The organism is Aeromonas sp. JL9 (assembly GCF_024436075.1).
GTDB classification, from domain to species: Bacteria; Pseudomonadota; Gammaproteobacteria; order Enterobacterales; family Aeromonadaceae; genus Aeromonas; species Aeromonas veronii.
The window spans coordinates 74,770-86,259 of record NZ_JANFNV010000010.1; the positions used below are offsets into that span (position 1 = coordinate 74,770).

Annotated in this window: 11 protein-coding genes; 6 read left to right on the plus strand and 5 right to left on the minus strand. The window is 60.6% G+C overall.

Going from position 1 to position 11,490, the window contains the following annotated elements:
• Positions 1-226 precede the first annotated feature (226 nt).
• The 6 genes from NOM06_RS09940 (at position 227) to NOM06_RS09965 (ending at position 6,209) form a co-directional block, all read left to right on the plus strand.
• A complete protein-coding gene (locus tag NOM06_RS09940) occupies positions 227-2,242 on the plus strand; it encodes a reprolysin-like metallopeptidase (RefSeq protein ID WP_216979247.1) in 2,016 nt (671 codons plus the stop codon).
• Positions 2,239-2,562: a hypothetical protein gene (locus NOM06_RS09945; RefSeq protein ID WP_236344678.1), complete on the plus strand. Its 324-nt coding sequence runs from the start codon at positions 2,239-2,241 to the stop codon at positions 2,560-2,562. Before NOM06_RS09940 ends, NOM06_RS09945 begins: the two co-directional genes overlap by 4 nt.
• Before the next feature lie 171 nt (positions 2,563-2,733).
• Positions 2,734-3,372: a pyridoxamine 5'-phosphate oxidase gene (pdxH, locus tag NOM06_RS09950; RefSeq protein ID WP_019444749.1), complete on the plus strand. Its 639-nt coding sequence runs from the start codon at positions 2,734-2,736 to the stop codon at positions 3,370-3,372.
• A gap of 36 nt (positions 3,373-3,408) precedes the next feature.
• Entirely contained in the window at positions 3,409-4,023 is a 615-nt protein-coding gene (locus NOM06_RS09955) for a glutathione S-transferase family protein (protein WP_255911384.1), read from the plus strand.
• The gene (locus NOM06_RS09960; protein WP_255911386.1) at positions 4,023-5,663 is read left to right on the plus strand and encodes a GNAT family N-acetyltransferase; all 1,641 of its coding nucleotides are present in this window, start codon (positions 4,023-4,025) and stop codon (positions 5,661-5,663) included. Before NOM06_RS09955 ends, NOM06_RS09960 begins: the two co-directional genes overlap by 1 nt.
• A gap of 6 nt (positions 5,664-5,669) precedes the next feature.
• Positions 5,670-6,209 (plus strand): GNAT family N-acetyltransferase, encoded by a 540-nt coding sequence (locus NOM06_RS09965; RefSeq protein ID WP_236344671.1) that lies wholly within the window; start codon positions 5,670-5,672, stop codon positions 6,207-6,209.
• Between the two features lie 96 nt (positions 6,210-6,305).
• On the opposite strand, the gene NOM06_RS09970 is transcribed toward NOM06_RS09965, so the two are convergent.
• The 5 genes from NOM06_RS09970 to mnmA form a co-directional block, all read right to left on the minus strand.
• On the minus strand, positions 6,306-6,719 hold the full coding sequence (locus NOM06_RS09970) for a hypothetical protein (RefSeq protein ID WP_255911388.1): 414 nt from the start codon (positions 6,717-6,719) through the stop codon (positions 6,306-6,308).
• A 184-nt stretch (positions 6,720-6,903) separates the two neighbouring features.
• On the minus strand, positions 6,904-8,034 hold the full coding sequence (locus NOM06_RS09975; protein ID WP_255911390.1) for a cupin domain-containing protein: 1,131 nt from the start codon (positions 8,032-8,034) through the stop codon (positions 6,904-6,906).
• A gap of 139 nt (positions 8,035-8,173) precedes the next feature.
• Complete coding sequence (gene purB, locus NOM06_RS09980) at positions 8,174-9,544, minus strand: adenylosuccinate lyase (protein ID WP_076491440.1); 1,371 nt, start codon at positions 9,542-9,544, stop codon at positions 8,174-8,176.
• 129 nt (positions 9,545-9,673) lie between these two features.
• Positions 9,674-10,288 carry a high frequency lysogenization protein HflD gene (gene hflD, locus NOM06_RS09985; protein WP_005334622.1) on the minus strand — a complete coding sequence of 205 codons (615 nt, stop codon included), beginning with the start codon at positions 10,286-10,288 and terminating at the stop codon, positions 9,674-9,676.
• Positions 10,289-10,311: 23 nt separating this feature from the next.
• Complete coding sequence (mnmA, locus tag NOM06_RS09990; protein WP_005353619.1) at positions 10,312-11,418, minus strand: tRNA 2-thiouridine(34) synthase MnmA; 1,107 nt, start codon at positions 11,416-11,418, stop codon at positions 10,312-10,314.
• Positions 11,419-11,490: the final 72 nt, after the last annotated feature.

Consider the following 11,490-nt stretch of genomic DNA (forward strand, 5'->3'; position numbering starts at 1 on the left):
ACTTATTTGTCTATTTTAACTAAGCAGGTACAGATAGCCTTCTTGTCAAGAGATGTATTCTAAAATTGACCAAAATGCGCAATGATAGGGGTTAGACGGGGTTGGCGCAACACTCCCACTCGGGAATGGTGGAAAGGGTTGCTTCAGCTTTGTATTGATGTGGCCGAATAAAAATAAAGTACAGGCCGCAATTCAGGCGATTGCATTAATACAAGGACTACAAACAATGCATGTGACGAAATACTCTAGGGTGGCCTTGCTGGTTGCCAGCATGCTGGGCTCAACCAGCCTGATGGCCAGCGAATGGAGCACGGTTGCCGCCAGAGCAACAGCTGACGAGGGTTATGAGGTACGGGCTCATCAGTTCCGGGTCGCCAAGGTGCCGCTCGACTATTTTGCCGGGTTGCAAGCGGGTGCCAGCAAGCTGACCTTGCCACTGCCTGATGGGGGGGAGGTTACCTTTGCACTGGAAGCTTACAATGTACTGCCCGCAGACCTTGCAGCCAAGTATCCTCAGATCCGCACCTTCAAGGGGTACAACCCGGCTCATCCGGTTGATACTGGACGCTTCGATCTGGGGCCGCAAGGTTTTCATGCCATGTTCAGCCATCAGGGCAAGATGGTGTTTGTCGATCCGCTGCGCAATGCCGAGGGGTATGCAATTTACTACCAGCAGGATGCCTACAGCCGACTGGAAGAAGACGCCGACAAGGTGATCGGGGCTGACGCCAAAACGTTGGCTCGCAAGGTGCAAGTGGATGGTAATGTTCGCAAACGTTACACCATCGCTATCTCGGCCGCAGGTGAGTACACCCAATATCATGGCGGCTCCCAAGTGCTGGCCCTGGCGGCCATTACTACCCTGCTCAACCGGGTCAACGAGGTGTACCAGCGAGATGTGGGGGCCGAGTTCGTGCTGGCCAGCGGCAACGATTCTGTGATTTTTACCGATCCGGTAACAGACCCTTTCTACAACGGCGATAACCCTGACTACGTGAGCGGCGTGAGCAGCATCTATGAGGCTGATGACACCAGCAAGAACGTCCTGGTACAGGGAGAAGCCTTCGCCAATGGTGAGCTGGGCGCATTCGATATCGGGCATGTGGTCAATACCGGGGGAGGTGGCCTGGCCGGGCTCGGCGTGCTGTGCACCGCGGACAAGTCGGCCGGGATGACGGGCTCCGATAAGCCGGTGGGGGATGCATTCTTTATCGACTACGTGGCTCACGAGATCGGCCACCAGTTCGGTGCCGACCACACCTTCAACGGCACCACTGGCAGTTGCGGCGGTGGCAATCGGGAGGCGGCACAAGCCTGGGAGCCGGGCAGCGGTACTTCCATCATGGCCTATGCCGGGATCTGCGGGGACGAGAACATCCAGCCCCACAGCGATCCCTATTTTCACAGCAAATCTATCGAGCAGATGCGGGCGCACATGGCGACCGTGCCGGCCTGTGGCACCACCCTGAATCTCGTCAACAACACGCCCCAGGCGGTGGCCGGAGCCAGCTATATCATTCCCGCCAACACGCCATTCGTGCTCAAGGGGGCCGGCGCCGATTTGGACAAGGATCCCCTGACCTACACTTGGGAGCAGATTGATCTGGGCGACCCGTCCAGCAGTGCTCTTGACATGATCGATGACGGCTCCCGTCCGTTGTTCCGCTTCGTGTCGCCGACCGGCTCGCCGGAGCGGATTTTGCCGAGCTTGCCATCCCTGCTCTCGGGCTCGCTCGCCAAGGGCGAGGCATGGCCCACCACTAACCGGGATCTCAACTTCCGATTGACGGTGCGTGACGGCAAGGGCGGTGTCGCCAGCGACGACATGAAGGTCCAGGTGATCAACACTGGCAGTGCCTTCCGGTTGACCGCCCCGATTGGGGTGGCATTGACGCCGGGGGCAAGCCTGGCTGTCAGCTGGGATGTGGCCGGCACCACGCTGGCGCCGATCAGCTGCAGCAAGGTAGACCTGTTCATCACCCAAAACGAGGGAACCAGCTGGAGCAATCTGGCGGTCAGCCAGCCCAACAGCGGCGCCGCCACTGTCACCCTGCCGGCGGATCTGGCCAGCTCTGCCCGCCTGAAGGTGGCCTGCAGCGACAACATCTTCTTCGCGATCAGTCCCTCCAAGCTGCCGGTTGTCCAAAGCGGCGGCAGCTCGGGCGGTAGCGGCGGCGGTGGTGCCCTCGGTCTCTGGACTCTGGCGCTGGCCCTGCTGGGTTGGCAACGGAGGCGCGGATGAGGGTTGGCTGGCTGATGCTGGTGTCCCTGCTTGGCGGCTGTCAGGCCGATGCCGATACTCTGGAGCAGGCGGTCAGCGCCAGCCTGGCAAAGCAGGATTACCGGTTGATCGTGCGGGCTGGGCGCGGCGAGGTGGCGCCCGGCATCGCGCCGGAGCAGCAGGCCCCGGCCAAGGCGCGCTGCGGTGTGCGCTACCTCGACGGTCTGGGGGATGTCATCAAGCCCGGACAGGAAGAGGCCCAGGCCAAGCTGGCGGCCTACGCGGCCGATTACAACCGGCGCATGCTGGCGCATTGTCCTGCTGTCGCTGGCAGGCAATAAGCCTGCGCGTACCAAGATCGTGCGAAGGGTATATCAAGGAGGGAGGCGTGAGCCTCCCTCTTTTTTTGCAGCAGCCATTTGCTGGTCACAAGGCTTGTACCCATGGCGTGCTCGTCGCACAATGCCAGCACGCATGGCCGCATGGGCGGCAAAGAGAGAAGGAAAATCAAGATGATGGATGTTGCTGATCTGCGTCGGGAGTATACCCGTGGCGGGCTGCACCGGGCCGATCTGCCGGCCGAGCCGCTGGCGCTGTTCGAGAAGTGGTTGGCGCAGGCTTGTGAGGCCAAACTGACCGATCCTACCGCCATGGTGGTAGCGACGGTGGATGCCGATGGTCAGCCCTGGCAGCGCACCGTGCTGCTCAAGCACTATGACGCCCAGGGGATGGTTTTTTACACCAACATGGGCAGCCGCAAGGCGCAGCAGCTGGAAGGCAATCCCCGTATCAGCCTACTCTTTCCCTGGCATACGCTCGACCGTCAGGTGCATGTGACCGGTCGGGTGGAGAAGATGAGCACTTTCGAGGTGATGAAGTATTTCCACAGCCGTCCCAAGGATAGCCAGATCGCAGCCTGGGTCTCCAAACAGTCGACCCGCATCTCGGCCCGCGGCGTGCTGGAGGCCAAGTTCCTCGAGCTCAAGCAGAAGTTTGCCAATGGCGAAGTGCCGCTGCCGAGCTTCTGGGGCGGATTCCGGGTGGTGATCGAGACGGTGGAGTTCTGGCAGGGGGGCGAGCACCGGCTGCACGACCGCTTCTACTACACCCGCGACGGGGATGGCTGGCATATCGAGCGTCTGGCTCCCTGAGCGCGCTATTCAAATCTGTTTTCACAAGGAGTGTGTATGCGTCTGTATGGTGATCTGCGTTCCGGCAACTGTTACAAGGTGTGGCTGCTGGCCCGCTGGCTGGAGCTGCCCCTTGAGTGGGTAGAGGTGGATATTCAGGCGGGGGATACCCGTACCCCCGCATTTCTGGCCATGAACCCCAACGGCAAGATCCCGGTGCTGGAGATGGGCCAGGGCGATACGCTGGCGGAATCCAACGCCATCCTCTTCTATCTGGGGCAATGCAGTACCTTGTGGCCAACTGATCCGCGCCAGCAGGCCGAGGTGCTCAAATGGATGTTCTTCGAGCAATACAGCCACGAGCCATACATCGCGGTGGCCCGCTTCATCGTTCACTATCTCGGCCGACCCGAGTCGCAGGAGGCGCGTCTCGACGGGCTGAAAGCCGGTGGCGAGAAGGCGCTGGCGGTGATGGAGCAACAGCTGAAACAGAGCCCCTACCTGTGTGGTGATGCGCCGACCATCGCCGATATCGCCCTTTATGCCTACACCCATGTGGCAGAGGAGGGGATCTTCTCCCTGCAGGGGTGGCCAGCTATCCGTAGCTGGATAGCCCGTATCGAAGATCATCCCCGCCACCTGACGCTGCCAGCGGCCTGTCAGGCCAGCTGATGGAACTGCTGATCGAGGCGACTCTGTGGCAACCGCAGTGGGCTGCGCTGTTGCAGTGCTGGCAGCAGCAGGGTCATCGCTGGCAGCTGCTGCTCGGCAAAGGGGCGGCCGCCGCCCTCGATCAAACCGATGCTCCCTGGGCGAGCAGCCCTCCTGACGGGGTGCTCTGTCCGGGAGCCCTGCTGGCCGCCTGGCTCGATGGGGAGCTGCTGGCGGATTTTCATGTTGATCCCAGCCGCCAGATCCTGATCAGCGCCTCTACCTCCCTATTGACCCTCGCCAGGGAGCAGGGGCTGCTGACCCTTGGCCCTGTGGGAGCCGATCTGCCGCTCACCCCCGAGGCCGATTTGGGCGCCGTGCTCAATCGCCTGCTGGCGCGCCGCGTGACGGTGCCACCCCTGGCTGAGGGGCATTCGCTATCAGGTGTCGTATTGCGACTACTGCAGGCCGCCGATGATCGCGAGATAGTAAGCTACTGCAGCGATGAGGCGCTGTCCCGCTACACCCTCAATATTCCTCACCCCTATCCGCCTGAGGGGGCCCGCGACTGGCTGGCCCTCAGCTGGCGCAAGGCGGCGCTTGGCCTTGGCTGGAGCTGGGCCATCACCTTGCCAGAGGAGCAAGGTGCGGCGTTGCTTGGGGTGATCTCCCTGCACTGGAATGGCGAGCTGGCCTGGTGGGTGGGCGTACCTTGGCAAAATCGCGGTCTGGCGACTCGGGCCGCCAGCTTGGTCAAGGAGTTTGCCTTTGACCAACTTAAACTGCCGGCGCTGACGGCTCGCCATATGCCAGACAATTTAGCCTCCGGCCGGGTGATGGAAAAACTGGGGATGCACTATCGCGGGCGGCGCCATATCAGCGGTCGTCAGCCGTGCGAGGTGAGCTACTGGCGGCTGGATCGCCCCCTCTCCTTGCCAGCCCCTTTACTTGATGAGATTGATCATTGGCTGGCGGATGAGCGGATCGCCGTAGTGATCCTGTGGGATCCCGCAACGACCAATCGGCAGAGTGCCAATGGCAAGCTGGCCATCTCGCTCTTTGTGGATAAGAGGGGCGCGGAGGAGGAGCCCTGCTCTCTGCACTGCCCGCCGCATCTTGAGCGGTTGCTGGCGATGCACTGTTACCCCGTCGATCTGCTGGAGCAGGCCGAACCGGAGCAGTTGTCCCATCTTGGCGGCGTCTTGCTGAAAGACAGGGATGAACAGGGGCTGGCATGGCTGCTGCAACTGGCCACACTGCAGCGTCAGGGGCCCGAGTTGCTCAGCCGCGAGGAGCGCGCATCACGGCTTCACTGGTTCAACCAATTGATGGCGCAGGCGCTGGGCGGCAACGGTGACTCGCCGCAGATACGCTATCAGCAGCTACGGCTGCTGGTGGAGCTGCCGGAGCTGGTCGACGAGCTGGATGGCTGTTGGCATCAAACGCCCGAACTGACTTTTGAGCGGTTGGCGCGTGAGGCCCCCGCCCTCTGGCTTGCCTACCGCGAGGCGATGAACAGGGTCACCTCGGCTACGCTAACAGCCTTGCAGCAGCAGTTTGCCGCTCGTTTTCCTGAGTGCACCCTCCCATTTTTGGACAAAGGTACTCAGAGTGACCAGCCGTTGTGTGGAATAATGCCCGCTCTGCTGTACGAGGAGTAATACCTGATGTTGAGAACCGAGCGCCCCGGTGACATGCTGCCGGTCTATGAGCTGCTGAGTGCCGCCTTCGGTCGTGCCGATGAGGCCGAACTGGTCAACCGTCTGCGCGAATGTGGCGCTGCCGTGGTGACCATGGTCGAAGAGGAAGAGTACGAGTTCATGGGGCATCTGATGCTGAGCCCGATCACCATTAACGGCATGGAAGGGCCATGGCTTGGTCTGGCGCCGGTCGCGGTTCATCCCGACTGGCAAGGTCAGGGGATTGGCTCGGATCTTATCCGTGAAGGGCTTGATACGGCGCTCGAGATGGACTGGAAAGGGGTGGTGGTACTCGGGGATCCGGCCTATTACAGCCGTTTCGGTTTCCGCCCGGCCAGCGAGTTTAGCCTGCACTGCATCTATGAGGTGCCTGCCGACTGCTTTATGGCGATGGAGCTGCAGGAAGGGGGGTTTGCGGGAGTGCAGGGGGAGGTGCTCTATCACCCCCTGTTTGATGAACTCCCTGACGAGCTGCCGGACGCGCAGGCAGAAGCGTCCCATCTATAGCGAGAAGTCGCAGCGACAAGCCATAGCGAAAAAGCCCTCATCGAGGGCTTTTTCAGTTTATATCAGTCCCTGCCGGGCTTATTCGAGCAAATTGGCTCAGGCAATGATGTCGAGCTGGGAGCCCTTGCGATTATCTTCGCCCACCATGTCACCCATCTGCTGGGCGAGCGGGCTCTGCTGGAATTGCATGTAGTCGCTCAGATTCTGCTGGCGCTGGTAGCGATTGGCCGCCTGATAGAGTTCAGCCGTGCTCGGGCCCGATTTGCTGTCGCTCTCCTGACCGCCGGCCTCCAGGTAGCGCTCCACCACGGCTTTATCTTGCGGGTTAGCTGTATAAGAGACCGCCAGGGTTCTGCGAGCCGTTGCTTTCTCTTCGCTCTGTGCCTGCAATTCATCCTTCTTGGTCAGTGCTTCGTTACGGGCCTGACTGACCTGCTCGGGTGTGACTGCCGGAGAGGAGGGGTATTTGCCGTAATCGGGCAGCGGCATGGGCCGGGAGGTGATTTGCATGGTGGCGCTTCTCTTGTGAACAGGGACGGACGCATGATACCCATCCATGTTAGCTCAATAAATGACCACTTGTCGGTTCATCAAGAGTGGGTTCAGCTTCGCGTATCGATTGTTAATTGAACCGTCGCATAGTGACAAAAAAAGGCGCCATAAGGCGCCTTTTTGTCGTTCCGTCATCGCAGGATCAGTTGAAGAACCAGTACCCGCGGTTGACCAGACGGGTCAGCAGTTGCAGGAAACCGGCCTGATCGGCCAGCTCCACCATGTCGGCCTGAGTGATGATGTCTTTGTCACACAGGAGCGAAATGGCGGCCGCATCTTCGCTCTGCAGAGTCCAGGCTTCGCCATCGATATAGCACTGCTGGCTCTCGCCGCTGAACCAGACGCTGCGCAGGCCCGGCACCTTGATGGCAGGCTCGCCCTGGGTCAGCAGGTCGGCTACCTCCTCGGCGCTGTAGTCCGGCTCGACCGGATTGACGTCCAGATCGTGCTTGGCTTCGGAGATCATGGTGCCGAACCACTCCTTGAACAGGGTCTCGTCATCGAGGGCCTGTTGCATCAGCTCGCGCAGACGGTGCAGCTCGTGGGGCTGGATCTCGCCGTGACGGGCACGGGGCTTGAGATCGGCATCGCCGTAACGCTCGGTACGCACCTCGTTGTCGATCAGGTGATCGGCAAAGGAGGAGATAAGCGCCTTGGCATCCGGCGCGCGGAAACCCACCGAGAAGTTCATGGAGGGCTCGATGGCGTAGCCTTCGTGGGGGAATCCGGGCGGAATGTAGAGGATGTCACCCGGCTCCATGATGACGTCGATGATCGCCTCGAACGGCTCGCAGTGCAGCAGGGCGGCGTGGGCAGCAAACTCGTTGAGCGGCTTGGCATCGCCGACCCGCCAGTGACGCTTGCCGAGACCCTGGGTGATGAACACATCGTAGTTGTCGATGTGAGGACCGACCCCGCCGTGAGGGGTGGAGAAGCTCACCATCACATCGTCAAAGCGCCATCCCGGAATGAACTGGAACGGCACGGCCAGCTCGTTCACCTCGGGAGCCCAGTGGTTGCAAGCCTGTACCAGAATGGTCCAGTTCTCTTCGCCCAGATGGTCGTAGGATTCGAAGGGACCGTGGGCCGCATCCCACTTGCCGTCGAAACGGGTGACGAGGCGGGACTCTACCACCTCTTCCATGGCCAGACCTGCCAGCTCGTCCGGGCTGATGGGATCCTGAAAGTCCTTGAAGCCCCCCTTGATAAGGAGCGGGCGCTTCTGCCAGTAGTGCTCGAGGAAGTGAGCGATATCCAGATTGAGTTCGTACATGCTGTTTCTCGTGTCTCGCAAAGAGGTTTTGCCCAAGGCGGGCTTGGGAAAAGCCACTCGGGACCCTGCCGTGGCAGGGAAAATAACAGGGGCCCTGTTGCAGATCATGCACAGGGCCCCGGTGGAATCATTTATCCGCTTATTTCAGCAGATCAACCAGACGCTGGGCGTCACCGATATAGTTGGCCGGGGTAAGTTTCTTCAGCTCGACCTTGACCGCTTCCGGCAACTCCAGGGTGTCGATAAAGGTACGCATCCCTTCGGCATCGACGCGGCGGCCACGAGTCAGCTCTTTAAGCTTCTCGTAGGGCTTCTCGATGCCGTAGCGGCGCATCACGGTCTGGATCGGCTCGGCCAGCACTTCCCAGTTGGCATCCAGATCGGCAGCCATGGCTGCGTCGTTGGCTTCCAGCTTGGAGATGCCCTTGAGGGTCGCCTGATAGGCAATCAGGGAGTAACCCACCGCCACACCCAGGTTGCGCAGCACGGTAGAGTCGGTCAGATCACGCTGCCAGCGGGAGATAGGCAGCTTGCTCGCCAGATGCTGGAACACGGCGTTGGCCAGACCCAGATTGCCTTCGGAGTTCTCGAAGTCGATGGGGTTGACCTTGTGCGGCATGGTGGAGGAGCCAATTTCCCCCGCAATGGTGCGCTGCTTGAAGTGACCCAGGGAGATGTAACCCCACACATCGCGGTCGAAGTCGATCAGGATGGTGTTGAAGCGAGCCATGGCGTCGAACAGCTCGGCGATGTAGTCGTGCGGCTCGATCTGGGTGGTGTAGGGGTTCCAGGTCAGACCCAGGGAGGTGACGAACTCCTCGGAGAACTGGTGCCAGTCCACATCCGGGTAGGCGCTGATGTGGGCGTTGTAGTTGCCGACCGCGCCGTTGATCTTGCCGAGGATCTCCACCGCCATGATCTGCTTGTACTGGCGCTCCAGCCGGTAGGCGACGTTGGCCATCTCCTTGCCCATGGTGCTCGGGGTCGCCGGCTGACCGTGGGTACGGGACAGCAGCGGCATGTCACGGTACTCGTGGGCCAGACGCTTGAGTTCGCTGATCAGCTTTTCGCAATAAGGCTTGATGACCTCTTCGCGGGCGGTTTTCAGCATCAGACCGTGGGAGTTGTTGTTAATGTCTTCCGAGGTGCAGGCGAAGTGGATGAACTCGCTGACAGCCGCCAGCTCCGGGTTCACTTCGACTTTCTCTTTGAGGAAGTACTCCACCGCTTTCACATCATGGTTGGTGGTGCGCTCGATCTGTTTGATACGGGCGGCGTCACTCTCGTTGAAGTTGCTGACGATGCCGTCGAGCAGGGCACTGGCGGCCGCGCTCAGGGCTGGGACTTCCGGGATCCCGGCGTGGCTGGCCAGTTTTTGCAACCAGCGAACCTCGACTTCAACGCGAAAACGCAGCAGGCCGAATTCGGAGAAGATAGGGCGCAGGGCATCGGCCTTGTCGCCATAACGACCGTCAATCGGGGAAACAGCAGTCAGCGCGGACAGCTCCATGGGGTGAACTCCTGATGATTTGTGTGGGGGATCCGTATCCACTCGCGCGTGGGGCGGAGTCGTCGTCAGGGCGGATGTGCGGCTGTTCACCCTGATGTTGACCTCGCTTGCCCGCGCGCGAGCCGATGATTAGTAACGTTTGGCCAGCTCCACCATCTTCTTGCGAGCGAAGATGATCTGGGTGCGGCTGCCACCGAGCTGACGCCACAGCACGCAGGCACGAATGCCCGCCAGCAGCAGGGCGCGCACCTTGTGCTGCACCAGCGGCTGCTGCAGGAACAGCGGGGTACCCGCCACCTGGATGCGCGGCCCGATGGGGCTGATAAGATCGCTGTAGATGCTCGCCATGTTGGCCAAAATCTGCTCGTCGAGCAGATCGAAGTGCTGTTGCTGGCGACCAATCTGGCTGATCCGCTCACCCAGCATATTGAGAATGTCCTTGCGCTTGGCCAGCTTGCGCTCCAGCGCAATCAGGCTCACCACGTAGCGGGTCAGCTCGGCATTCTTCTGGCTGCCATCGGCACCCAGCTGCTCGACCAGCGCGCGGTAGCCGTCGCGAATGGCCAGATGGGTGTTGTTGAACACCTCGAGTGGCTGGCTCGGGTTGGTCACCAGAATGCTGGAGAGGCTCTCGCGCAGGGCGGCCTCGTCACAGCTGCCGTCTCGGGCCACCTTCTGCACCAGATACGCGGCCTGGCAGATGCCGGCAAAGGCCATGGTTCTGTCTTGGAATTTATCGCTCACGTCTGCTGCCTTCTGTTAAGGATTCAAACCGGATGGCTGAAACGTTGTTCGATGATGCCGCCGCCCAGACAAACTTCCCCGTCGTAGAAGACGGCGGACTGGCCCGGGGTCACCGCAGCCTGCTTTTCGTCGAAGATGACCCGGATGGTCTCGTCGTCGATGGGCTGGATCAGGCAGGGGATATCCTGCTGACGGTAGCGTGTCTTGACGGTGCAGCGACGCGGCTCGCGAATGGGGGTGCGATCCACCCAGTGCAATTGGCTGGCAATCAAACCATCGGAGTAGAGGCGGGGATGTTCGCCCTGCGCCACCACCAGCACGTTGCGCTCGACCTCTTTGTCGACCACATACCAGGCCTCTTCGGTGGCATCTTTGCGACCGCCGATGCCGAGCCCCTTGCGCTGACCCAGGGTGTGATACATCAGACCCTGATGCTCGCCGATCACCTTGCCATCCACGGTCTCGATTTTACCGGGCTGGGCGGGCAGGAACTTGGCCAGGAAGTCCTTGAACTTGCGCTCGCCGATAAAGCAGATGCCGGTGGAGTCTTTCTTCTTGGCGGTAATGAGATCCAGCTGCTCGGCGATGCGGCGCACCTCCGGCTTTTCCAGATCGCCAACCGGGAACAGGCTCTGACCCACTTGCTTCTCGCTCAGGGTATAGAGGAAGTAGCTCTGATCCTTGTTGGTATCGAGACCGCGCAGCAGGCGCGGGCGGCCGGTGCTGTCGTCACGGCGCACATAGTGGCCGGTGGCGATGTAGGTGGCACCCAGCTCTTCGGCGGCAAATTCGAGGAACGCCTTAAACTTGATCTCCTTGTTGCACAGGATATCGGGGTTCGGCGTGCGGCCAGCCTTGTACTCTTCGAGGAAGTGCTCGAACACGTTGTCCCAGTACTCGGCCGCGAAGTTGATGGTGTGGAGTTTCATCCCCAGCTTGTCGCAGACGGCCTTGGCATCAGCCAAATCCTGGGCGGCAGAGCAGTACTCGTCCGTGTCGTCTTCTTCCCAGTTCTTCATGAACAAGCCTTCGACCTGATAGCCCTGCTGCTGGAGCAGGTAGGCCGAGACGGAAGAATCCACGCCGCCGGACATGCCGACGATCACCTTGATTTGGCTGTTGTCTGTCATTAGTCGAAGTTACCAGTTCGTTTAAACGGGGCGTATTCTACCAGAGTTTTGCGCCCCCGGTCACATCTCCAT

Bases quoted from the DNA above. Each gene is read 5' to 3' on its own strand.
- NOM06_RS09940 (WP_216979247.1), top strand. From the start codon at position 227: ATGCATGTGACGAAATACTCTAGGGTGGCCTTGCTGGTTGCCAGCATG.
- NOM06_RS09945 (WP_236344678.1), top strand. From the start codon at position 2,239: ATGAGGGTTGGCTGGCTGATGCTGGTGTCCCTGCTTGGCGGCTGTCAG.
- pdxH (WP_019444749.1), top strand. From the start codon at position 2,734: ATGATGGATGTTGCTGATCTGCGTCGGGAGTATACCCGTGGCGGGCTG.
- NOM06_RS09955 (WP_255911384.1), top strand. From the start codon at position 3,409: ATGCGTCTGTATGGTGATCTGCGTTCCGGCAACTGTTACAAGGTGTGG.
- NOM06_RS09960 (WP_255911386.1), top strand. From the start codon at position 4,023: ATGGAACTGCTGATCGAGGCGACTCTGTGGCAACCGCAGTGGGCTGCG.
- NOM06_RS09965 (WP_236344671.1), top strand. From the start codon at position 5,670: ATGTTGAGAACCGAGCGCCCCGGTGACATGCTGCCGGTCTATGAGCTG.
- NOM06_RS09970 (WP_255911388.1), bottom strand. From the start codon at position 6,719: ATGCAAATCACCTCCCGGCCCATGCCGCTGCCCGATTACGGCAAATAC.
- NOM06_RS09975 (WP_255911390.1), bottom strand. From the start codon at position 8,034: ATGTACGAACTCAATCTGGATATCGCTCACTTCCTCGAGCACTACTGG.
- purB (WP_076491440.1), bottom strand. From the start codon at position 9,544: ATGGAGCTGTCCGCGCTGACTGCTGTTTCCCCGATTGACGGTCGTTAT.
- mnmA (WP_005353619.1), bottom strand. From the start codon at position 11,418: ATGACAGACAACAGCCAAATCAAGGTGATCGTCGGCATGTCCGGCGGC.